Here is a 23,357-nt window from a genome sequence, read left to right as displayed (position 1 = left end):
CCGAAGTGCATCTCGATTCGGAATACTTGTCATATCACAATGACAATGGATTCCACCATGCGCCGTAATTTTATTAATCTAAAAATAGGAGCAATTCTGTTCCTTATTTTGGTCTTTTATATTGGTCTTTTCTTTATTTCCAACTTGGTGACGGAACGTCAAAGCTACCAACAACAAGTGATTCGTGATATTGCCAATGAACAAATTCGACCACAACAACTCATTGCACCTTACTTAAAACTTCCTTATCAAGTTCAAACCACATGTACCAATGAAGAAAAGAAGACCTATGATTGTACTCAAACCGTTTTTATTAGTTTAGGGGCAGAAACAACAGACTGGACAGCACAATTTGACGTATCAAACAGCACTTACAAGCGTAATATTTATAAAGCCATCAGCTATCAAAATACGATGTCTGGTAAAGGGATATTTAAAGCGGTCAGCAATGAATCTCAACGCAACTATCTTTGGAATCAGGCTGAAATTATTTTCCCAATTCAGGATGCACGTGGGTTAAATGCCAAACCCATGTTTAATATTGATGGTAAAGCCTATAAATTCGATTTTGCTGAACAAAGCCAAAGTCAGCAAGGCTTTGATTTGATGCATATCACAGCAAAGCAATATCCTGAGTTAATCCAAAAATTTCAACAAGGATTTCTATTTAGTCTGCAATTCAAACTAGAAGGGCTGAGTGAATTTCGCTTTATTCCAACCAGTTATGAAATGACCTATCACGCAACAGGCAATTGGGGTGATATCAAATATGATGGGCAAAGTCTACCGTTTAAGAAGTCCAGCAAGAAACAAGAATTTTCAGCTGATTGGAAAAATATCGCTCTAGGTAAGCGTAATTTAAACAGTGTTTCGAAGTGTGAAAACAGCCAGTGCATTTATGATGTGTTAAATAATTCAGGCGCTGCAATGGCGGCACTCGAAGCAACACGTGCTGCTGATAGCGTAACATCCTATGCTACAACCACATTATCGAATATCTCAGGGATTTCTACTCAGTTTTTAGAACCCGTCAATATCTATACCCAAACTGATCGCGCGATTAAATACGGCATCATGATCATTATTATTACCTTTGGGTGCTTCTTCTTATTCGAGGTCTTAAAAAGCCTTAAAATTCACCCTGTCCAATATGCGTTAGTCGCTATGGCACAAGGCGTGTTCTTTGTCTTATTACTTTCAATCAGCGAATATTATGCTTTTGCATGGGCTTATCTAGTCGCTGTAGTTACCTGTATCAGTTTAATTACATGGTATTTGTACTTTGTTGTTGAAGGTTATAAAGCAGCATTCCTATTTGGTCTTTTGCTGAGTACGTTATACGGCATGATGTATCTACTTCTGCAATCTAGCGGTAAAACCTTCTTATTCGGTTCTATTCTTTCCTTCATTCTTATCGCCTGCGTCATGTTTATTACTCGTCATGTCAATTGGTATCAATCAGAACAACCAAGCCAATAAAAAATATATAAGGGTGAAGTGTAATCTCTTCGCCTCTTTTCACTACATTGATCAGGAATAAAACCATGTACCAAACGACTTATTTAGCGTTAAAGCAACTTAAACAGCTATGTCCTTTACATAGCTCGATTGCAACCTGTCTGAATCAATTACGACAAGCCAAAATCCAGTTTTTGAATCTGGGAAATATTATTATTTGCCCACAACAACGCTGCATTTTGATTTTCAAACATCGTAACTTAATGGAAATAGAAACTTTTTCCGCCTGATTTATACAAAATTACACTGTAGTTAGGGGCCATGCAGTACAATCAGCCTATGTTTTTTTCATTAGGTTACCATTATGTCTGTGCAAAGACTGCATGTCACTTCACGTTATTGCGAAGTCGCAATTTCAGGAAATCTAGTTCATTTGGCAGGTCAACTGGCAGATGATACCAGTGTCGATGTTACTGCACAGACACAACAAACTTTAGATAATATCGATCGTTTACTCGCAGAAGCAGGTACAGACAAAACGCATATTTTATCTGTCCTTATTTTTCTAAAAGACATTGAACAAGATTATGCAGCAATGAATGCGGTTTGGGATGCATGGATTGCTGAAGGTCATCCCCCAGCACGTACCTGCGTAGAGTCTAAACTGTATACGCCAGATGTTTTGGTTGAAATGACCGTGACAGCAGTACGTCCATAATCAATTAAGATGATTTTGCTGCTAGAACATTATATTTCATAACTCGTTCCGTTTGCGGCATTGTGGTTGCTGTGATTGAAACAGGCATGATCGGTTCAAATAGATCAGGAACTAAGTTCTCACGTAACTCTTGCTCCGTTGGAATACTGCTATAGCGCAATACTCGATAACCGGCTAATTCTAATAAGCTGTCTTGATAATGCTTTTGATGTAGACGATTCACATATGACTCGTCTGCAATCTCAATAATTGCAAGCACTTGATGTTGCTGATCAAGTACAACAAAATCAGCAACTAAACCTTGATACTTACGACGCGTATGTGCAAATTTTGTCGTTAATAGCGCATCAAAAGAAACATGCGCCAAAATCGTATGACGAGGTAATACAGCTTGTAAACGCATCAAGGTAATTTGCTCAGAAATATTGAGAATACCACGGCGTTTTAATGGACTATCTTGACGCCGATTAGGATGTAGACGTCGAAACACAAGTGCTGTAATCAACAGCAATCCAACTATTGTTATGAAATAATACATTTCTAACGAATCCCTTTAGATTTTTTATAATCATTTTGGCTTTGAGCCATTTTTTTAATCAGTAACAACGATAGTTAAAGTCATTTTAGCAGTGTAACTTAAATTTTTTTAATCGTGTTTCACTCGTCGACCAAAGTCGTAAAAGCATCCTGCATATATATTTATAATCATCAGTAGGCAAATATTCAAGCGGATATTGTCAGTATATGTTTCGATAAATTGTACTTTTATAACCAGATTGCGACTACCCTACCATTTATATATAAAAAAGAAGGCATCATGACTGATGCCTTCTTTTTATTGATTTAACGCTTTGGTTTCACTTTAGGTTTTGATTTTCCTGAGAATGGTTTTTTGTCACCTGTTTCACGTGGCGGTAAACCTGTATGTTGCGTTAAGATTTGCCCTTTTTGTGGACGTTTCTGACCTGATTGTGGCTGAGATTGCGCTTGACCACGCTTCGCTGAATCACCTGCAACAGTGGAGTTCTTTTTACGTGCAGATTTATATTCACCTTCAGCCGTACCTTGTGGCTGATAGGTTGGGATCAGATGCTGCTTCGAATTACCAATTAAATCCGAACGCCCCATCTCTTTCAGTGCTTCACGTAACAAAGGCCAGTTATTTGGATCATGATAACGCAAGAATGCTTTATGCAGACGGCGACGCTTTTCACCTTTCACAATATCGACATTTTCAGTATAACGTGCCACTTTAGACAACGGATTTTTGCCTGTGTAGTACATCGTGGTCGCAGTGGCCATTGGTGATGGGTAGAAGGTTTGTACCTGATCAGCACGGAAACCATTTTTCTTCAACCAAATCGCCAAGTTCATCATGTCATAATCGGTGGTACCCGGATGCGCTGCAATGAAGTATGGAATCAGATACTGTTCCTTACCTGCTTCCTTACTGAAACGCTCAAACATTTGTTTAAAGCGGTCATACGTCCCAATTCCCGGCTTCATCATCTTCGACAATGGACCTTGTTCAGTATGCTCAGGTGCAATTTTTAAATAGCCACCCACATGATGCTGTACCAATTCTTTCACATATTCAGGGTTCAATACCGCAAGGTCATAACGTAGACCAGAACCAATCAAAATCTTCTTCACACCTTTGATTTCACGCGCTTTACGATAAAGCTGAACAAGAGGTGCATGATCGGTATGTAGGTTTTGACAAACGCCTGGATAAACACAAGATGGCTTACGACAATTTTTTTCAATTTCAGGGTCATTACAATGCAAACGGTACATGTTTGCAGTTGGACCACCTAAGTCTGAAATGATGCCTGTAAATTGAGGTGCCGTATCACGGATCTTTTCAATTTCACGTAAAATTGAATCTTCAGAACGGTTTTGAATAATACGCCCCTCATGTTCAGTAATTGAACAGAAGGTACATCCACCAAAACAACCACGCATGATATTGACCGAGAATTTGATCATATCAAAGGCTGGGAAACGTGCATTTCCATAAGAAGGATGCGGTAAACGTGCATAGGGTAAATCAAACACATAATCCATTTCCTCAGTGGTCAGAGGAATTGGTGGTGGGTTGATCCAGACGTCCCGCTCACCATGACGCTGCACTAAGGCACGTGCATTACCCGGATTGGTTTCAAGGTGCAAGATGCGGTTGGCATGGGCATACAGCACATGATCATTCGCCACCTCTTCAAATGAGGGCAAACGAATCACCGCCAGTTCACGCGGTGGTAATTTATGTTTAATCGCTTTTGATGGCGCAGGCTTTAACTGCACAATCTGTGTATCTGGATCGAGCTGATCGCCTTCACGCACGATTGGATTGGCAACGATTTCTTTTTGGAAATTTTGATACTGCGCTAATGAGTTACCTTTTTCTTTTTCAACTTCACAGCCATCAATATCTTCAGTCATGACATAAGGATTAATAATTGGATCGACACGTCCAATGGTATCCACGTCATTACTGGCAATTTCAACGAATTTGGCTTTAGATGCTTTATTATGCTTATTAATAATAAATGCTGTACCACGAACATCTGTAATTTCGTGGATTTTCTCACCTTTGGCTAGACGATGCATCACTTCAATGATTGCACGCTCACCATTTCCGTACATCAATAAATCGGCTTTAGAATCCATCAAGATTGAGCGGCGAACTTTGTCAGACCAATAATCATAATGTGCAATACGACGCAAGCTGCCTTCAATACCACCAAGCAAGACAGGAACGTCAGGAAAAGCCTCACGGCAACGCTGACAGTAAACTGTTGCTGCACGGTCTGGACGCTTATTTGCTTCATTGTTTGGCGAATAGGCATCATCGGAACGAATTTTACGATCTGCCGTATAACGGTTAATCATTGAATCCATATTGCCTGCCGTTACCCCCCACGCAATGGTGGGCTTGCCTAGCACACGGAAGCTTTCCACATTGGTCCAGTCTGGCTGTGCAATAATCCCGACACGGAAGCCTTGTGCTTCAAGTACACGCCCAATCACACCCGACACAAATGACGGATGGTCAATATAGGCATCACCACAAACCAAAATAAAGTCACACGCATCCCAGCCGAGTTGATCCATTTCTTCTCGTGACATCGGCAAAAATGGTGCGGGTTCAAAACACGACGCCCAATATTTGTCGTAATCAAACAACGCTTTTGGCGCGGTCTGCATAGTATAGGCAGTAGACATGGCTTGCGAATCTCGGCTAGCAGATGGAGGAGAGACATCTAAAGATGAAAGCCGATCATTTTAGCATGAATTCAATTCATTTTTATAGATCAAAAAACAAACAGAAGCATTTCCCCAAAAAGTATTTGTAACTTATTGAGGAAATAGCATCATAAAATGTTGATAATTATACTTCTTCGTTCAAGAAGCCTTCTTTAATTTCAGAAGGTAAATCTTGATGCCACCACGTATAAATAGAAGCTTTAATTTCTTCATCTTCATCAGGATCATTCAATGGTTCATCATCTTCACGAATAAGCTCATCGCCATCAAATTTGAACCAAAACTCCCATGGATCATCATCACCACAGCCCCAAGCTTGTGCATGAATATCAGGTAATAATCCTTTTAAAAATAATAAAATATTTTCAATGTTTTCATCGCCATTTGAGCCATGTGTAAAATCTAGGACAGCAAATCCATCAACATAGTGCAATGTTTCTGGCGCAAGATCATGTTCAATCGAATCAATCAAATCAACTAGCTCTTGAGTAATCTCATCGGCTTGCGGATTGATGAGTAAAGCTGTCTGAATGAACTTTTCTTCATCTCCATGATGTGTGGTAAATAAGACCTCTAATTGTCCCATGATTGTTGAGTCAGGATGCTTATAATAAACACGACTATGTAATTCCATCTTATCTCCCCCAATTTTAATATTATCTCTACACCCAAATAGGTGCTTGTTTAAATTACTAAATTTTCAGGACTTTTATCAAGTTTATGCGACTTTAATTGTCGTTTTATTTTCATTCTTCATTAAGTGTATCGCGAGCGCAAAACCAATCACTAAGACCACTCCGACACTCAAATTAATTCCAATCCATCCAAAATGCTCCCAGACCAAACCACCACTACTCCCAAGCAAACTTGAGCCGATGTAATAGCAAAATAAATACAGCGAAGAAGCTACTGCCCGATATTGTACCGCTTGAACGGAGACCCAACTACTTGCAGTTGAATGTGCAGCAAAAAATGAAAAAGTGAAAATCGTCAATCCCAGTAAAATTGCCCAAAGCGAAGGAATAAGCGTAATGAACAGACCAACCATCATGCTAAATAATAAAAAAGGCAGCACTTTTGCTCGACCATATTGATACCCCCATTGCGCAGCTTTCGGTGAACTATAAATTCCAGCAAGATAAGCAATCGAAATCAAACCAATCCATGTTTGTGATAAATGAAATGGCGCTTCTAATAAGTGGTAACTGATATAGTTAAAAACTGTGACTAGGCAGCCCATTAAAATAAAGCCTTGGGCAAATAAAATTCGTAGTTTCGAGTCTTTTAAATTTTGCTCAAACGCGGCTTTAAAACGTGAAAATCGGAATGGAAATGGCTTGAAATGCTGTGATTTGGGCAACAATAAATAAAATAGACAAGCAATAATAAAATTTAGAAAACCAATGATATAGGTTGCAGATTGCCAAGAAATAAAGTCAACCAATACCCCTGCAATTAAACGTCCACCCATGCCGCCAATCGCTGTGCCAGAGATATACAATCCCATCGCAAAACCGATATCTTTCTGCGCAATTTCTTCGCCGATATAAGTCATTGCAACGGCTGCGACCCCACTCACGGCTAAACCAATGAGAATACGGGTGCTGAGAAAAATCTCCCAAATTGGAAACGAAGCACTAATCAATAAGAGAATCGAAACGAGGAATAAGGCACAAACCATGATCGGTTTACGTCCAAAACGATCAGAAATAAAACCTGTGAATAACAGACCAATTGCTAAGGCGACGGTAGAAAAGGATAAAGGAAAACTACTATGCGTCGGTGTAACCTGAAAGAATTTTGCAAAAATTGGCATCATGGGTTGTACACAGTACAACGATGAAAAGGATGCAAAACCAGCAAAAAATAAAGACCATAAAATCGCAGTAAACGATTTTGAACCATATTCGATATGGGTTTTGACAATGTCCGACATAAATCAGCTTTTTCTACAGGTCTGGTTTGATTTTAGTCTCTTTTAGACTCCCTGTAATGGCTGCCTTTAAAAAAACCTGAAAAGTTGGGCATTGCATATAGTTTTCTGCAAAATGACCCTATATTTTGTAGGCTAAAACGTACACGAGTTGGGGTAATTAGCGAATATACGACTAAAGTTTAATTATCTATGATATTAGTCATAAAGAGATAGGATGTCTCATTCAGAACAACAAGAAACACAGGATGTGGTCGTTGACAGGAGTTAACGGCAAGAAACCAAATATGAAAAAGCCTCGACAGGATGTCGGGGCTTTTTCTATTGATAAAGAGATATTCACATGATCATAAAGTAACTGTTATTGACTCATTTATTCGTGGTTAATACCATCCATTTAACTTAACGCTAACGGTTTATTATTTTGCAATTCATCTCCATTCACGATGATCAACAACGATCTATAAAAAAATTAAAAAGGCTGATTATTCAAATAAGCTTGATTGTGATTGCAATCAATATGACAGCTTGCAGTAGTTTAAGTGGATCATTCGCCAATCGCTCTACTCAGTTGTCATCTGGACTACAAAATGCCTATTCTGTTTCTCCAAATACAGCAAATCGCTTATCCCCAATGATCGTGCAAAATGCAGAGCGTTATGATATATCACCCACTTTACTCGCTGCGCTCATTCGCCAAGAATCAAATTTTAATAGCTCAGCGCGCTCGCCCACAGGTGCGATTGGTCTAACTCAAATTATTTCTAGCTATTGGAGTACATCTTGCCCTGGCAATTTGTATGATGAAAATACTAATATTAATTGCGGTGCATATATCCTATCGACCTATTATAAATCTGCAGGCAGTTGGTCAAAAGCCGTAGCGTATTATAATGTTGGGCCATCAGGTTATGAACGGAGTTTTTGGACACGCCATAAAGGTAAAAAGTATGCTCGTTCAGTAAAACGTCATGAAAAAATCTTAAAAAAAGCCCTATAAAATAAAGAGTAAATAAGAAACCATGCTCTTAGGCATGGTTTTTATTCGCTGAATAATGAAATTATGCTTCGTCAAACAAACCTTCAAATAACACCGAAGACAAATAACGCTCACCACTATCAGGTAAAATTACAACAATCGTTTTGCCTACATTTTCAGGGCGTTCAGCAATTTGTGCCGCCGCCGCCAATGCTGCACCGCTTGAAATACCCACTAAAATTCCTTCTTGCATTGCACATTTTCTTGCCCACTCAATCGCATCCGCACTATTCACTGGCAACACTTCATCGACCAAGTTTAGGTCTAAGTTTTTAGGAATAAAATTCGCACCAATCCCTTGAATTTTATGCGGTGCTGGTGTAATGCTTTCACCATTTTTAGTTTGGGTAATAATTGGAGATTCAGCAGGTTCGACTGCAACAGAATAAATTGGCTGATTTTGAACTTGCTCAAAATAACGTGAAATTCCTGTAATTGTTCCACCAGTACCAACACCCGCAACTAAGATATCCACTTGTCCATTGGTTGCCTGCCAGATTTCAGGACCAGTCGTATCAACATGAATTTGAGGGTTGGCTGGATTTTCAAATTGTTGTGGTAGGAAATAAAGCTCAGGATTTTCATTGGCTAAACGAACAGCTTCATCGACAGCCCCTTTCATACCCTTTGCTGGTTCAGTGAGCACTAAATTTGCCCCTAAAGCTTTAAGTACTTTTCTACGCTCTAAGCTCATACTTGCTGGCATAGTTAAAGTAATCGGATAACCTTTTGCTGCTGCAACGAATGCCAAGGCAATACCTGTATTACCACTGGTTGGCTCAACAATATGCATCCCTGCTTTCAGTACGCCACGTTTTTCCGCATCCGCAATCAACGCTGCGCCTATACGGCATTTTACTGAAAATGCAGGATTACGGCTTTCCACTTTTGCCAATACTGTAGCATCTGATTTAATCAAGCGATTGATACGAACTAAAGGTGTATTACCAATGGCTTCGGCATTGTTTGCATAAACAGCGATACCTAGGTTGGCAGGCGTTGGAAATTGCTGATCGGTCGACATGTTATTTCCTTATTAGATTTGGAATGATTCTTAAGCATTATAGGCTTGTGAATCTAAGAGGAAAGTAGAAAACATTAAGATTTATGAAAAGTTTTTCCCATATTTATAGTTTTCTTCGCCGATTATGCACCCGTAAACCATGAGAAAAACACATAGTCATCGGACGTTTCATAAAATATCTCTATCTCATTCCAATCTGCTGTTAATCCTAATGCTAATTTTATATCTGAAGAAATAGGTAAAGTAAAACTTTCAACTGGAGTAACCTCCACACCGTTATGATAAATTCCCCAACGATCAGAGTATTTTAGATTTTTCTTTATTAATTTTTCGATAGAATACACTATCCATTGTGTTTGTTCTTGTACTTCTAATTCAATTAGTTTTTTAAAATTAGCTTTCTCTAATATAGGTAATAGCCAAATATCAAAAATATTTTTTAAATCTGTTGTAGTTGTTTCAAGAATATCCCATTCTTCATAAAAATGAAGTTTATGAATAACCAGTATTATAAATGCTTCTAATGAATTCAAACCTTGTGATTTTTTACAAATAAAATAGACAGCATCACACATCCCTTCATCGAAAGTCCTATATTCAACTCGATCAATGTGTACACGGGTAGAATTAGATAGTATATTTTTTACTTGTTTAAAATTTGATTTAATTTTTTCTAATGAGATTTCATCCATAACATCTTCTTAATCAATGACAATCATATAATTAAAATAAATGTAACATAAAAAACACCCCTAACCGTTAGGTTAGGGGTGTTTAGATTTAAAAGCTGGCGATGACTTACTCTCACATGGCAAGTGCCACACTACCATCAGCGCTAAGAGGTTTCACTTCTGAGTTCGGGAAGGGATCAGGTGGTTCACTCTTGCTATTGTCGCCAGCAAACTGTTGTGGTGTTTTGGGGTCTTATTGATCATGTTGTGTTTTCACTTCATGTCTGCCTTACTTACGAACCAAAGAGTTATTAACGGATTAGATATTGAGTCTAACTTTGTGTTCAGCATTTTAACTAGTTTTCACACTAAATCAAGTTGTGTATTGAATTTATCTTGAATACAACAACTGTTTGGGTGTTGTATAGTCAAGCCTCACGAGCAATTAGTATTGGTCAGCTTCACACGTCACCGTGCTTCCACACCCAACCTATCAACGTCCTAGTCTCGAACGGCTCTTTAGAGGAATAAATTCCTAGGGAAATCTTATCTTGAGGTAGGCTTCCCGCTTAGATGCTTTCAGCGGTTATCCCTTCCGAACATAGCTACCCGGCGATGCGACTGGCGTCACAACCGGTACACCAGAGGTTCGTCCACTCTGGTCCTCTCGTACTAGGAGCAGATCCTCTCAAATTTCCAGCGCCCACGGTAGATAGGGACCGAACTGTCTCACGACGTTCTAAACCCAGCTCGCGTACCTCTTTAAATGGCGAACAGCCATACCCTTGGGACCTGCTTCAGCCCCAGGATGAGATGAGCCGACATCGAGGTGCCAAACACCGCCGTCGATATGAACTCTTGGGCGGTATCAGCCTGTTATCCCCAGAGTACCTTTTATCCGTTGAGCGATGGCCCTTCCATACAGAACCACCGGATCACTAAGACCTACTTTCGTACCTGCTCGACTTGTGGGTCTCGCAGTTAAGCGCGCTTTTGCCTTTATACTCTACGCGTGATTTCCGACCACGCTGAGCGCACCTTCGTACTCCTCCGTTACTCTTTAGGAGGAGACCGCCCCAGTCAAACTACCCACCAGACATGGTCCTCGCCCCGGATTACGGGGCAGAGTTAGAACCTCAACATTACCAGGGTGGTATTTCAAGGACGGCTCCATTGGAACTAGCGTTCCAACTTCAAAGCCTCCCACCTATCCTACACAAGTAAGGTCAAAGTTCAATGTCAAGCTGCAGTAAAGGTTCACGGGGTCTTTCCGTCTAGCCGCGGGTACACTGCATCTTCACAGCGATTTCGATTTCACTGAGCCTCTGCTGGAGACAGCGCCGCCATCATTATGCCATTCGTGCAGGTCGGAACTTACCCGACAAGGAATTTCGCTACCTTAGGACCGTTATAGTTACGGCCGCCGTTTACTGGGGCTTCGATCAAGAGCTTCGCTTACGCTAACCCCATCAATTAACCTTCCAGCACCGGGCAGGCATCACACCCTATACGTCCACTTTCGTGTTTGCAGAGTGCTATGTTTTTAATAAACAGTTGCAGCGGCCTGGTTTCTGCGGCTGCCAACCGCTCAGGGAGCAAGTCCCATCACCGTCAGCAGCGTACCTTCTCCCGAAGTTACGGTACCATTTTGCCTAGTTCCTTCAGCAGAGTTCTCTCAAGCGCTTTGGTCTACTCGACCTGACCACCTGTGTCGGTTTCGGGTACGATTCCTGTGTAACTGAAGCTTAGAGACTTTTCCTGGAAGCATGGTATCAGCCACTTCACTGTACAAGTACAGCTTGCTATCAGCTCTCAGCATAGAGTACCCCGGATTTGCCTAAGATACATGCCTACAACCTTCCACCTGGACAACCAACGCCAGGCTGACTTAACCTTCTCCGTCCTCTCATCGCATTACACAGAAGTATTGGAATATTAACCAATTTCCCATCGACTACGCCTCTCGGCCTCGCCTTAGGGGTCGACTCACCCAGCCCCGATTAACGTTGGACTGGAACCCTTGGTCTTTCAGCGAACGGGTTTTTCACCCGTTTTGTCGTTACTCACGTCAGCATTCGCACTTCTGATACCTCCAGCATGCTTCTCAACACACCTTCATCGGCTTACAGAACGCTCCCCTACCACGTATACATAGTATACATCCGCAGCTTCGGCACATAGTTTTAGCCCCGTTACATCTTCCGCGCAGGCCGACTCGACTAGTGAGCTATTACGCTTTCTTTAAAGGGTGGCTGCTTCTAAGCCAACCTCCTAGCTGTCTATGCCTTCCCACATCGTTTCCCACTTAACTATGATTTTGGGGCCTTAGCTGGCGGTCTGGATTGTTTTCCTCTTGACTACGGACGTTAGCACCCGCAGTCTGTCTCCCGGATAGTACTCATTGGTATTCGGAGTTTGCATCGGTTTGGTAAGTCGGGATGACCCCCTAGCCGAAACAGTGCTCTACCCCCAATGGTATTCGTCCGAGGCGCTACCTAAATAGCTTTCGGGGAGAACCAGCTATCACCAGGCTTGATTAGCCTTTCACCCCTATCCACAAGTCATCCCCTGGCTTTTCAACGACAGTGGGTTCGGTCCTCCAGTTAGTGTTACCCAACCTTCAACCTGCTCATGGATAGATCGCCTGGTTTCGGGTCTATACCCAGCAACTATACGCCCTATTAAGACTCGATTTCTCTACGGCTCCCCTATACGGTTAACCTCGCTACTGAATATAAGTCGCTGACCCATTATACAAAAGGTACGCAGTCACCGAACAAGTCGGCTCCCACTGCTTGTATGCATGCGGTTTCAGGATCTATTTCACTCCCCTCACAGGGGTTCTTTTCGCCTTTCCCTCACGGTACTGGTTCACTATCGGTCAGTCAGGAGTATTTAGCCTTGGAGGATGGTCCCCCCATATTCAGACAAGGTTTCACGTGCCTCGCCCTACTCGTCATCATTGTGTGTGCCCTTTCGTGTACGGGAATATCACCCTCTACGTTCGCACTTCCCAGAGCGTTCCACTAGAACACACACAACTTAATGGGCTGATCCCCGTTCGCTCGCCGCTACTAAGGGAATCTCAATTGATTTCTTTTCCTAAGGGTACTGAGATGTTTCACTTCCCCTCGTTCGCTTCATAAGCCTATGTATTCAGCTTATGATACCCGCCTTATAGCGGGTGGGTTCCCCCATTCAGAAATCTCCGGATCAAAGGATATTTGCCGCCTCCCCGGAGCTTATCGCAGGCTATTACGTCTTTCATCGCCTCTGACTGCCAAGGCATCCACCACATGCACTTAATTACTTGACTATACAACCCCAAACAGTCGCTAACCCTTACAAGTAAGGTTAGGACAGATTGCTATGCTCGTTTTTCAACTTACATCGCTCTCATCCAGTTTGTTGCTTCGTGAACTTAATCACCGTACAGCTTCAATCTAAATTCATATACCAAAACGCTTGATTCAGTGTTTTTGCTAGTTCTCAATATGTTTAAATCAATCAAATTACTTCGATCAACTTAAATTCTTGAGTGAACAATTTATTTCAGACTCAATTTTCTAATCTGTTAATGATTAACTACAGCCTCGTCAGCTTGCAGTAAACTGTGATAAATCACAGAGATTAATAAACCAAGATCAATTACTTAATCTTTTTATTCATTAAACTCTATAATCTATTTAGCTTTGAATTAATTTCGTTTTTACAAACTCTTTTAATTCATGGTGGAGACTAGGAGAGTCGAACTCCTGACCTCCTGCGTGCAAAGCAGGCGCTCTACCAACTAAGCTAAGTCCCCAGCTTATCACTTAATGAACGATATATCTTAATCTCTAGCTTTGTTGCAGATTGGTGGGTCTGACAAGACTTGAACTTGTGACCCCACGCTTATCAAGCGTGTGCTCTAACCAACTGAGCTACAGACCCTCAGATACATCTTCGAAGAACAACTTGTTGTGGATTCTTACCGATCGTCAATCTTTCGTTAAGGAGGTGATCCAGCCGCAGGTTCCCCTACGGCTACCTTGTTACGACTTCACCCCAGTCATCGGCCACACCGTGGTAAGCGTCCTCCTTGCGGTTAGACTACCTACTTCTGGTGCAACAAACTCCCATGGTGTGACGGGCGGTGTGTACAAGGCCCGGGAACGTATTCACCGCGGCATTCTGATCCGCGATTACTAGCGATTCCGACTTCATGGAGTCGAGTTGCAGACTCCAATCCGGACTACGATCGGCTTTTTGAGATTAGCATCCTATCGCTAGGTAGCAACCCTTTGTACCGACCATTGTAGCACGTGTGTAGCCCTGGCCGTAAGGGCCATGATGACTTGACGTCGTCCCCGCCTTCCTCCAGTTTGTCACTGGCAGTATCCTTAAAGTTCCCATCCGAAATGCTGGCAAGTAAGGAAAAGGGTTGCGCTCGTTGCGGGACTTAACCCAACATCTCACGACACGAGCTGACGACAGCCATGCAGCACCTGTATCAGAGTTCCCGAAGGCACCAATCCATCTCTGGAAAGTTCTCTGTATGTCAAGGCCAGGTAAGGTTCTTCGCGTTGCATCGAATTAAACCACATGCTCCACCGCTTGTGCGGGCCCCCGTCAATTCATTTGAGTTTTAGTCTTGCGACCGTACTCCCCAGGCGGTCTACTTATCGCGTTAGCTGCGCCACTAAAGCCTCAAAGGCCCCAACGGCTAGTAGACATCGTTTACGGCATGGACTACCAGGGTATCTAATCCTGTTTGCTCCCCATGCTTTCGTACCTCAGCGTCAGTATTAGGCCAGATGGCTGCCTTCGCCATCGGTATTCCTCCAGATCTCTACGCATTTCACCGCTACACCTGGAATTCTACCATCCTCTCCCATACTCTAGCTGACCAGTATCGAATGCAATTCCTAAGTTAAGCTCAGGGATTTCACATCCGACTTAATCAGCCGCCTACGCACGCTTTACGCCCAGTAAATCCGATTAACGCTCGCACCCTCTGTATTACCGCGGCTGCTGGCACAGAGTTAGCCGGTGCTTATTCTGCGAGTAACGTCCACTATCCCAGAGTATTAATCTAGGTAGCCTCCTCCTCGCTTAAAGTGCTTTACAACCAAAAGGCCTTCTTCACACACGCGGCATGGCTGGATCAGGCTTCCGCCCATTGTCCAATATTCCCCACTGCTGCCTCCCGTAGGAGTCTGGGCCGTGTCTCAGTCCCAGTGTGGCGGATCATCCTCTCAGACCCGCTACAGATCGTCGCCTTGGTAGGCCTTTACCCCACCAACTAGCTAATCCGACTTAGGCTCATCATTTAGCGCAAGGTCCGAAGATCCCCTGCTTTCTCCCGTAGGACGTATGCGGTATTAGCATTCCTTTCGGAATGTTGTCCCCCACTAAATGGCAGATTCCTAAGCATTACTCACCCGTCCGCCGCTAAGATAAGGTGCAAGCACCTCATCTCCGCTCGACTTGCATGTGTTAAGCCTGCCGCCAGCGTTCAATCTGAGCCATGATCAAACTCTTCAGTTTAAAATCATTTGTACTTTACTAAAAGTACTAAATCTGGCTCATCAATTTTCTGACTAAAAATTCGCTCAAATAAACTTCGAGTAATTTCTACCATTCAATCAATGAAATATTTTCGATCGATCAACCAGTAAAAATCCACACAAGTTGTTCTTCTATTCTCTTAATGATCTTCTCGATGATTCGTCATCATCAAGCTAGGTCGGCTATATTACTCTAATCTAAATTAAAGTCAACAGGTAATTTCGATATTTTTAAAACCCACCAATCAACCCAAGAACCTAACCAATCTAGCCAAATCCTTGTTTCTCAACAAGTTTTTATCTGCATCACCGCCGATGGATGTGCATTCTACACCATTTCAAAACACACGCAAGCACTTTTAGAAAATTTAAAATTCGGTTGTTTTTTTTTTAAACTTCAACCCACCTAATTTACTGATTTATATAATTTAAAATTTATTAATTTTCTTAAAAGTGAATTTAAATAGACTAACTAATTGAAATTAAAACAGTTTATTGGAATTATGTTTTTATTATCAGCAGAAAAGCATTTTTATTTTTATATTTAGCTTTTATTTTAAGCACCTTACTCCATGCAAAAATTTGTCTCTTATTCGATTGATGTTTGAAACTTCACCACCCAAAATAAAAACAACGGCTTTGATCGATCAAAACCGTTGTTCTCAGTATTGCAATAAGTACTTTCTCTTAAGGAGTACTCCCTCTCACAATATTCAAGAAGTATAGATGACGTTCATATTGATCAATAATGTCTTGGATTAAATCTTCTTGCGTCCAATCCATCACATCATAATTTTGACCACCTTCTCTTAAGAACACTTCTGCTTGGAAATAATTCGATTCATCCTCATCTGCCCGCCCTAACATAAAGCTAGGTGGAACAGTGGCATGCGAAACCACTTTATAGGTAAAGTTAATTTCATGGTGATGATCGACATGTAATTGCAGCCCATCTTCAATCTCCCGAATATCCACCTCTAAATGACGGCGTTTAAATTCTCGCTGGATACTTTCAAAAGCCTTACGAACTTGCGTGTCGATATAGTGCTGAACTTCAGTTTCTGTATGCGGATAATGCATGATCAAACCCAGACGCTGCTGCCAACTGCGTGGATTATTGATGGCACGTGGAGTAATACGCGCCTCTTGAATGGCCTTCATTTTAGTGACATCTAACTTCAAGGCTTTGAGTAAGCCCCAACTCATCAGCAACATAATAAAAGTAAAAGGCAATGCACTCATAATAATAGAGGATTGCAATGCAGACAGACCACCCACCAACAGCAGGATAATGGCCAATGCGGCCATCAACACCGTCCAAAACAATCTTTGCCATGTTGGAGAGTTTTCGGTTTTAGCGGTGAGATAATCAGTAACCAGTGCACCCGAATCCGCAGAGGTGACGAAAAAGAGCATCACCAATACCGTCGCCAATAAACTCATCACTCCTGAAAATGGCAAATGATTCAAAAACTCAAATAACGCAACTGATGAATCACTTTGTACGGCGTGAATGAGACTGTGATTATGCTCTTGCATAATATTGAACAGTGCAGCATTACCTAAAAAGCCCATCCAGATAATGGTAAACCCAGTCGGAATCAGTAATACACCCACAATAAACTCACGGATGGTTCGGCCGCGCGATACACGGGCAATAAACATCCCCACAAATGGCGACCATGAAATCCACCAAGCCCAATACATAATAGTCCAACCGCCAATCCAGCCATTCGGTTGATAAGCATAGAGGTTAAAGGTCATACCAAATAGGTTCGACATATACGAACCCATGTTTTGAATGGTTGTTTGTAGTAGATAGATACTTGGGCCAGCAATAAATACAAAGGCTAAAAGTACCAAAGCCAAGACCAAATTCAGCTCAGAAAGACGTTTTACGCCTTTATCCAAACCGAGAAATACTGACATTGAAGCGAGAATACTGACAAAGACAATCAAACCCACTTGGACTTGGCTACTTTGCTCCACTCCAAATAAATAATGTAAGCCAGAATTAATCTGAGTAACACCAAAGCCTAAAGAGGTTGCTACCCCAAAAACCGTGCCAATGGTGGCAAAGGTATCAATCCCATCCCCCCAAGGGCCATAGATTTTCTTACCAATAATAGGGTATAAGGCTGAACGGGTTTTTAACGGCAGATTATGACGATAAGCAAAATAGGCCAAAGCCAATCCGACCACGGCGTAAATTGCCCATGCATGTAAACCCCAGTGGAAAAAGGTAATCCTTAAGGCTTGTTGTGCAGATGCAACAGTTTCAGGATCACCACTCGGTGGGCTGACATAGTGCATCACAGGTTCTGCAACACCGAAGAACATCAAACCGATGCCCATACCTGCGGTAAACAGCATAGCAAACCACGAACCATTGCTATATTCAGGTTGGCTATGATCTGGTCCTAATTTGATTTTGCCGCTGGCCGAACAGGCAATATAAATCAGTAAAATCAAAAACACCGCAACAGAGAGGACATAGAACCAACTAAAGGAATCTGTAATCCATTGCTTCAGTTGTTGTGTCAGAAATTCAAAGGAACTGGGTGCGATAATGACGATTGCGATAAAAATCGCAATGATAATCACCGTGCTTAAAAACACGTTTGGATTCACATTCGCAAACTGCGAAGATGGCTTGGAAGGCATAATTCCCCCATATTTTTTTAATGATAATGACAGACCCTAAGGATCAAATAAGACATTCACATAGTGAATAAAAGCGAGTTCAGCGGTGTAAAACTCGATACTGATTATAAAAAATGTGAAAAATAAAGCAGTTGTAATGCTGTAACTGTATTTATTCTTTATCGCTCGATTGCTTAGGTAAATGGGCAATGTATTGTAATGCAATTAATCGAGAAACCACGACAGCGAGATACATCACCCCACCAAACATTTGTAGCATGGTTAATACTCTAGCGGCTGGGCTAATTGGCATCAAATCAGATAAACCCGTTGCTGATTGCAGACTAAAACTCAGAAATAATAAATCGAGCCAAACTTGTAAATCTTGTGGCTGATTTGGGTTTTGAAAACTATGGGGTAAAAGCAACTGGCAAATACTATATAAAAAGGCGAATGCCCAAGCGATGAGGGTAAAAACTGCACCTGCAGCAAATAATTCATCTTTGGTGAGATAACGATCTGCAAACATATAACGTAATAATCCATAAGCAGCATAAAAATACGCTAATGCTTCAAAACTATAAGCGATGATTTGGATTTTTGAATTGTCATAGCCAATAAAAATTAAAATTGAAAATAGAAAAGCACCACTGACAAAGACTAAGCCCCAAAATGTGAATACTGGTGTTTGGCGAATGACCTTGGCAATAATTAAGAGAGCTAAAACACCTAGTGACCAAGTTAAGGCACGATATTCACTATCTCCATAAGTCAACATCGCCATAACTAATAATGCCAATTGCACCAACAACAACCACGCAGAAGGTAATAAACGAAAACTGCCCCAAAATTGTTTTAAGCTTTGCATGTTGTTTTCCATGTGATTGTTATGATTTTCATTAAGTTAATGGCATCACACCGTATCTAAAAAGGCAACAATCATTTTAGAGAGTTCTTGTTGTAAACGTTGTTCTTCAATTAAAAAGGTATTTTTACTGGCATAACGCATCATGGTAAATAAGGTACTGTTAATAATCACAAAAGACTTGTGTTTTAAAGTCTCAAAATCCCAATGGGGGTAATAACGTCCAAATAAGTACATACCCACTTCCAAGAAATGCTGCTCTAATACTTGTGCCGCTTCTGAATCACTATAGGCATGCCAATTTTTTAAGATTTCGATAAAGAAACCATGATCCGATTTCAATGATTCAAAACCAAAAGCGATACTTAATGTGATGATGTCTTGAATAGCTGTTTGTTGTTGGAGCATCACTAACTGCTTTAGTGCCTGCCCTAAATTTTCGCTTTTACGTAACAATAGTTCAGCAACAATCTGTTCTTTATTTTCAAAATATTGATAAATTGATCCGACACTTACCCCTGATTTTTCAGAAATTTTAGGTGTTGTTAATTGTAATACACCATATTCAGAAATACATTTTTGCGTTCCCTCCAGAATACTTTCGACAATCATTTTTGCACGTTGCTGCTGGGGTCTTTTTCTCATGTTCAGCCTTTATTAAAACGCGAATTGAATACGAATATTTATTCATATTAAGCTTTGATTAAATAACAATCAGGGGCTTTATGCAATGCAAAGCATCGTTAAACCTAAACGCTTAGCAGCGTTTGAAGACATGATTCAATCAAATATTAAAACCAAAATTCTTGGTTATATGACGCATCAACAAATTCAACCGAGTTATGGGGACTATCTGGCACTGAATACTGCCCTGCAAAGTGGTGATGAGCCGATGGATCAGGTGTTGCGCTGGGTATTACAAAACCCAAAACAACACCGTAAGTATTTTGAAACGGCGCTGTATGAGGGTTTGGACAAGCTGCCACATGAGATTCCTGAACTCACTGAGTTTTTTCGGCTCATTGAACAAAAACCCATTTGGTACGATCAAGGCAAGATTGATGAGGCACTGAAATTTACCTATCGGCTGGGTGTGAATAATGGCCTCATCCTGAGAGATGTTTCGCTCATGACAGGTTATCTGTATCCTGGCTTTAACCAGCCATTAGTGTTGACAGGCGCATTAAAGAAACAGGCGGGCACTCGCCTGGCCGAAACCACCAAATGGTGGGTCGATATCACCGAGAAAGATGGGTTTGAACGTTTTAGCAAGGGCTTTACCTCAACGATTTTTGTGCGTTTTATTCATTCGCTGGTGCGTCATCAACTGCAAAAATCTGAAAAATGGGATGCTGAAACTTGGGGTTTGCCTATCAATCAATATGATCAGGCCATGACCAATATTGCCTTTAGCGGTGTGGTATTGCTGGGTATTCGGGCTTTGGGGATTTTTCCAAACAAGCAAGAAATTGACAGCTTTTTACATTTCTGGAAATACGCAGGCTGGTTGATGGGCGTTGAAGAAAAATGGTTAGTGGATAATGAAGCTGATGGCTGGAAACTCATGTACTGGATGCAGTTTGCACATCCTCAATCTGATGAGAGCAGTGTTTGTCTTGGCTCTAGTCTTTCAAAAGAACCCTTTGAACGGAAATATCGTTACCTACGCTCTTTTCAGCAAAAACTCGCCTATAAGCAACACCTCGAAATTACCCAGTTCTTTATTGGTCGCAAGAAAATGCAGAAATTGGGTTTAGCACCACAGTCAGCCTCATGGTTTGCTTATTATTTAATTGGTCGCAATCTAGCACTCTATACAGGTGCCAAACATATCCCAAAATTAAATCAACTGCTTGAAGAAAAAGGACGGCATTTGCAACGGATCGGTTTGTCACTCTATCGTAATCAAGCGCAACAACTGGCCAGTATGCATCAATAATAGAAAAAGCCCTCAAATGTTGAGGGCTTTAATTCTTAGGATTCGATCTACTTAGTGATCAGATGCACCAGAGATACCAATACCTGTTTGTGAACGAACAAACTGAGCATCGAACGCTTTACGCTCTTTCTCTGCACGAGCTGATTTGTCAGTTACTGAGAAGAACCAGCAGCAAAGGAAAGATAATGGCATCGCGAAAATTGCAGGACCATTGAATGGATTCACTGGGGTGTCTGAAATTTTCAACGTGTCAACCCAAACTGCTTTAGAAAGAATGATCAGGGTTACTGCAGTTACTAGACCAACAACACCACCAATCACTGCACCACGTGTCGTTAAACCTTTCCAGAACATAGACAATACAAGTACTGGGAAGTTTGCACAACATGCAACCGAGAATGCTAAACCAACCATGAACGCAACGTTTTGTTTTTCAAACAAGATACCAAGAATCATGGCAAAGATTGCTAAACCTAAAGTTGCAATTTTTGACATACGTAATTCAGATTGAGGCGTAGTTTGACCTTTTTTGAATACGTTTGCATATAAGTCATGTGAAATCGCAGAAGCACCTGAAAGTGTTAAGCCAGCCACTACAGCAAGGATTGTTGCAAATGCAACTGCTGAAATGAAGCCCATGAACAAGTCGCCACCAACTGCATCACTTAAGTGAACCGCAGCCATGTTGTTACCACCAACCAACTCTAATTTACCTGTTACCGCTGCTTTAGCGACATCAAGGAACTGAGGGTTGTTTGAAACGAATAAGATCGCACCGAAACCGATAATGAAGGTGAGCAGATAGAAGTAACCAATGAAACCTGTTGCAACTACAACTGATTTACGAGCTTCTTTAGCATCTTTAACAGTGAAGAAGCGCATTAAGATATGTGGTAAGCCTGCTGTACCAAACATTAATGCAAGACCAAGTGATAACGCATCAATCGGGTTTGCAGCCAATTTACCAGGCCCCATGATTTTTGCAGCTTCATCCCAGCTAATGCTGTGAGATTGGCTATACACACCAATCGCTTGATTGAACATGTTTGAGAAACTAAAGCCAACAGCTTTCATTACCATGAATGCCATGAATGTTGCTCCACTGAGTAACATTACGGCTTTAATGATTTGTACCCAAGTGGTTGCTAACATACCACCAAAAATTACGTATGCCATCATCAACAAACCGACGATTACAACCGCAATATTATAGTTCAAACCAAAAAGTAATTTGATTAACTGACCTGCTCCTACCATTTGAGCAATCAGATAAAATGCAACCACAACTAAAGAACTTAATGCAGCTAAGGTACGAACTGGTTTTTCTTCCAAACGGAAAGAAACTACATCAGAAAGATTATATTTACCTAAGTTACGTAAACGTTCAGCAACAAGGAAAAGTACGATTGGCCAACCGACCATGAAACCAAGTGAATAGAGCAAACCATCAAAGCCTGAACTGAACACAAGTGCTGAAATACCGAGGAACGATGCGGCCGACATATAGTCACCTGCAATCGCTAAACCATTTTGGAAGCCACTAATTCCACCACCTGCGGTATAGAAATCAGCTGTATTCGTGGTTTGTTTTGCTGCCCACTTAGTAATAAACAAAGTGAAACCAACAAAAATGGTGAACATGATGATTGCATGCCAGTTCGTTGCTTGTTGCTCTGCTGCACCTAAATCAGGGCCAGCAAATGCAACTTGAGAACAACATAGGCTTGCAAGCGCGAACAGTTTCGCTTTGAATGAGGTCCCTTTCATCTCAGTGCATCCCTTTTTCATGTGTGATTGCCTCAACTTCCTTGAGAGCCTCTTCATTCAACTGATCCAGTTTATTATTGGCGATGTATGAATAGACACCACACAATAAAAATGACAGTACGATAATGCCTAAACCGAGGGGCATGCCCCATGTTGTTACACCACCACTAAAAGAACTTGCTAGGAACTCTTTGTTATAGCCAACTAAAAGCATAAATCCGACATAGATAAACAACATGATTGCTGTTAATGTCCAACTTAATGTACGTTTTTTGCTGACCATTTCTTGAAACTTTGGATTGTGTAGAATGCGTTCTACCTGTGAGTCATCCATCATTAACTCCTTATTTTTGTGTCCAGCCGTGGACCCCTTTTTTACTAGGGATTTTTCATTATTTAAATTAACAAGATTATGCTTGACTCGTAACTTAGACTTTGGTCTCTAAATACAAATCTCTGCTCATAACCCTTTTGATGCTTCGGG

The 23,357-nt window shown here is 41.3% G+C and carries 16 protein-coding genes, 2 tRNA genes and 3 rRNA genes; 5 read left to right on the top strand and 16 right to left on the bottom strand.

What is annotated here, in order from left to right:
* Positions 1 to 57 precede the first annotated feature (57 nt).
* The 3 genes from creD (at position 58) to ABLB98_RS00910 (ending at position 2,176) form a co-directional block, all read left to right on the top strand.
* Positions 58 to 1,479, top strand: coding sequence for a cell envelope integrity protein CreD (gene creD / locus ABLB98_RS00920; protein ID WP_348883378.1), 1,422 nt, complete (start codon positions 58 to 60; stop codon positions 1,477 to 1,479).
* Positions 1,480 to 1,544: 65 nt separating this feature from the next.
* Positions 1,545 to 1,748: a hypothetical protein gene (locus ABLB98_RS00915; RefSeq protein ID WP_348883379.1), complete on the top strand. Its 204-nt coding sequence runs from the start codon at positions 1,545 to 1,547 to the stop codon at positions 1,746 to 1,748.
* A gap of 74 nt (positions 1,749 to 1,822) precedes the next feature.
* Positions 1,823 to 2,176: a RidA family protein gene (locus ABLB98_RS00910; protein ID WP_178882881.1), complete on the top strand. Its 354-nt coding sequence runs from the start codon at positions 1,823 to 1,825 to the stop codon at positions 2,174 to 2,176.
* 4 nt (positions 2,177 to 2,180) lie between these two features.
* Here the strand turns inward: ABLB98_RS00910 and ABLB98_RS00905 are convergent, their stop codons facing one another.
* From ABLB98_RS00905 to ABLB98_RS00890, 4 genes are all read right to left on the bottom strand, one after another.
* A complete protein-coding gene (locus ABLB98_RS00905) occupies positions 2,181 to 2,714 on the bottom strand; it encodes a DUF2726 domain-containing protein (protein ID WP_005218803.1) in 534 nt (177 codons plus the stop codon).
* A gap of 305 nt (positions 2,715 to 3,019) precedes the next feature.
* The gene (locus ABLB98_RS00900; RefSeq protein ID WP_348883380.1) at positions 3,020 to 5,401 is read right to left on the bottom strand and encodes a YgiQ family radical SAM protein; all 2,382 of its coding nucleotides are present in this window, start codon (positions 5,399 to 5,401) and stop codon (positions 3,020 to 3,022) included.
* A 166-nt stretch (positions 5,402 to 5,567) separates the two neighbouring features.
* Complete coding sequence (locus ABLB98_RS00895) at positions 5,568 to 6,077, bottom strand: hypothetical protein (protein ID WP_249570649.1); 510 nt, start codon at positions 6,075 to 6,077, stop codon at positions 5,568 to 5,570.
* Between the two features lie 84 nt (positions 6,078 to 6,161).
* Positions 6,162 to 7,379, bottom strand: coding sequence for an MFS transporter (locus ABLB98_RS00890; RefSeq protein WP_249570648.1), 1,218 nt, complete (start codon positions 7,377 to 7,379; stop codon positions 6,162 to 6,164).
* Positions 7,380 to 7,896: 517 nt separating this feature from the next.
* On the opposite strand from ABLB98_RS00890, the gene ABLB98_RS00885 reads away from it, so the two are divergent.
* Positions 7,897 to 8,376: a lytic transglycosylase domain-containing protein gene (locus tag ABLB98_RS00885; RefSeq protein WP_348883381.1), complete on the top strand. Its 480-nt coding sequence runs from the start codon at positions 7,897 to 7,899 to the stop codon at positions 8,374 to 8,376.
* A 61-nt stretch (positions 8,377 to 8,437) separates the two neighbouring features.
* Here ABLB98_RS00885 and cysK read toward each other — a convergent pair whose 3' ends face one another.
* From cysK to ABLB98_RS00835, 10 genes are all read right to left on the bottom strand, one after another.
* On the bottom strand, positions 8,438 to 9,439 hold the full coding sequence (gene cysK / locus ABLB98_RS00880; protein WP_348883382.1) for a cysteine synthase A: 1,002 nt from the start codon (positions 9,437 to 9,439) through the stop codon (positions 8,438 to 8,440).
* Between the two features lie 122 nt (positions 9,440 to 9,561).
* A complete protein-coding gene (locus ABLB98_RS00875; RefSeq protein WP_348883383.1) occupies positions 9,562 to 10,131 on the bottom strand; it encodes a hypothetical protein in 570 nt (189 codons plus the stop codon).
* A 93-nt stretch (positions 10,132 to 10,224) separates the two neighbouring features.
* A 5S ribosomal RNA gene (rrf, locus tag ABLB98_RS00870) occupies positions 10,225 to 10,339 on the bottom strand.
* 195 nt (positions 10,340 to 10,534) lie between these two features.
* A 23S ribosomal RNA gene (locus tag ABLB98_RS00865) occupies positions 10,535 to 13,426 on the bottom strand.
* Positions 13,427 to 13,839: 413 nt separating this feature from the next.
* Positions 13,840 to 13,915 (bottom strand) — tRNA-Ala (locus ABLB98_RS00860).
* A 51-nt stretch (positions 13,916 to 13,966) separates the two neighbouring features.
* Positions 13,967 to 14,043: transfer RNA gene (locus ABLB98_RS00855), tRNA-Ile, on the bottom strand.
* A 59-nt stretch (positions 14,044 to 14,102) separates the two neighbouring features.
* Positions 14,103 to 15,639 (bottom strand): 16S ribosomal RNA (locus tag ABLB98_RS00850).
* Together the 16S, 23S and 5S rRNA genes with 2 tRNA genes alongside form the textbook arrangement of a ribosomal RNA operon.
* Before the next feature lie 707 nt (positions 15,640 to 16,346).
* The gene (locus tag ABLB98_RS00845; RefSeq protein WP_348882769.1) at positions 16,347 to 18,323 is read right to left on the bottom strand and encodes a choline BCCT transporter BetT; all 1,977 of its coding nucleotides are present in this window, start codon (positions 18,321 to 18,323) and stop codon (positions 16,347 to 16,349) included.
* Positions 18,324 to 18,474: 151 nt separating this feature from the next.
* Entirely contained in the window at positions 18,475 to 19,170 is a 696-nt protein-coding gene (locus tag ABLB98_RS00840; protein ID WP_005155251.1) for an ion channel, read from the bottom strand.
* 45 nt (positions 19,171 to 19,215) lie between these two features.
* Positions 19,216 to 19,812, bottom strand: a complete 597-nt coding sequence (locus ABLB98_RS00835) for a TetR/AcrR family transcriptional regulator (RefSeq protein ID WP_050041930.1) — start codon at positions 19,810 to 19,812, stop codon at positions 19,216 to 19,218.
* 85 nt (positions 19,813 to 19,897) lie between these two features.
* Between ABLB98_RS00835 and ABLB98_RS00830 the strand changes: the two genes are divergently transcribed.
* Positions 19,898 to 21,106, top strand: coding sequence for an oxygenase MpaB family protein (locus ABLB98_RS00830; protein ID WP_348882768.1), 1,209 nt, complete (start codon positions 19,898 to 19,900; stop codon positions 21,104 to 21,106).
* Between the two features lie 51 nt (positions 21,107 to 21,157).
* On the opposite strand, the gene ABLB98_RS00825 is transcribed toward ABLB98_RS00830, so the two are convergent.
* The gene (locus ABLB98_RS00825; RefSeq protein WP_178882836.1) at positions 21,158 to 22,873 is read right to left on the bottom strand and encodes a cation acetate symporter; all 1,716 of its coding nucleotides are present in this window, start codon (positions 22,871 to 22,873) and stop codon (positions 21,158 to 21,160) included.
* 1 nt (position 22,874) lies between these two features.
* Positions 22,875 to 23,207 carry a DUF485 domain-containing protein gene (locus ABLB98_RS00820; protein WP_005155260.1) on the bottom strand — a complete coding sequence of 111 codons (333 nt, stop codon included), beginning with the start codon at positions 23,205 to 23,207 and terminating at the stop codon, positions 22,875 to 22,877.
* Positions 23,208 to 23,357: the final 150 nt, after the last annotated feature.

This window comes from Acinetobacter yuyunsongii, assembly GCF_041021915.1.
In the GTDB taxonomy this organism is placed as follows: Bacteria; Pseudomonadota; Gammaproteobacteria; order Pseudomonadales; family Moraxellaceae; genus Acinetobacter.
The sequence above is the reverse complement of the archived record's forward strand: the minus strand, read 5'-3'. Positions and strand labels throughout refer to the sequence as shown.

Coding starts and splice junctions, on each gene's coding strand:
- ABLB98_RS00845 (WP_348882769.1), bottom strand. CDS start 18,323: ATGCCTTCCAAGCCATCTTCGCAGTTTGCGAATGTGAATCCAAACGTG.
- ABLB98_RS00910 (WP_178882881.1), top strand. CDS start 1,823: ATGTCTGTGCAAAGACTGCATGTCACTTCACGTTATTGCGAAGTCGCA.
- ABLB98_RS00905 (WP_005218803.1), bottom strand. CDS start 2,714: ATGTATTATTTCATAACAATAGTTGGATTGCTGTTGATTACAGCACTT.
- ABLB98_RS00885 (WP_348883381.1), top strand. CDS start 7,897: ATGACAGCTTGCAGTAGTTTAAGTGGATCATTCGCCAATCGCTCTACT.
- ABLB98_RS00900 (WP_348883380.1), bottom strand. CDS start 5,401: ATGTCTACTGCCTATACTATGCAGACCGCGCCAAAAGCGTTGTTTGAT.
- ABLB98_RS00875 (WP_348883383.1), bottom strand. CDS start 10,131: ATGGATGAAATCTCATTAGAAAAAATTAAATCAAATTTTAAACAAGTA.
- ABLB98_RS00890 (WP_249570648.1), bottom strand. CDS start 7,379: ATGTCGGACATTGTCAAAACCCATATCGAATATGGTTCAAAATCGTTT.
- ABLB98_RS00825 (WP_178882836.1), bottom strand. CDS start 22,873: ATGAAAGGGACCTCATTCAAAGCGAAACTGTTCGCGCTTGCAAGCCTA.
- ABLB98_RS00830 (WP_348882768.1), top strand. CDS start 19,898: ATGCAAAGCATCGTTAAACCTAAACGCTTAGCAGCGTTTGAAGACATG.
- ABLB98_RS00820 (WP_005155260.1), bottom strand. CDS start 23,207: ATGGATGACTCACAGGTAGAACGCATTCTACACAATCCAAAGTTTCAA.
- ABLB98_RS00915 (WP_348883379.1), top strand. CDS start 1,545: ATGTACCAAACGACTTATTTAGCGTTAAAGCAACTTAAACAGCTATGT.
- ABLB98_RS00835 (WP_050041930.1), bottom strand. CDS start 19,812: ATGAGAAAAAGACCCCAGCAGCAACGTGCAAAAATGATTGTCGAAAGT.
- cysK (WP_348883382.1), bottom strand. CDS start 9,439: ATGTCGACCGATCAGCAATTTCCAACGCCTGCCAACCTAGGTATCGCT.
- ABLB98_RS00895 (WP_249570649.1), bottom strand. CDS start 6,077: ATGGAATTACATAGTCGTGTTTATTATAAGCATCCTGACTCAACAATC.
- creD (WP_348883378.1), top strand. CDS start 58: ATGCGCCGTAATTTTATTAATCTAAAAATAGGAGCAATTCTGTTCCTT.
- ABLB98_RS00840 (WP_005155251.1), bottom strand. CDS start 19,170: ATGCAAAGCTTAAAACAATTTTGGGGCAGTTTTCGTTTATTACCTTCT.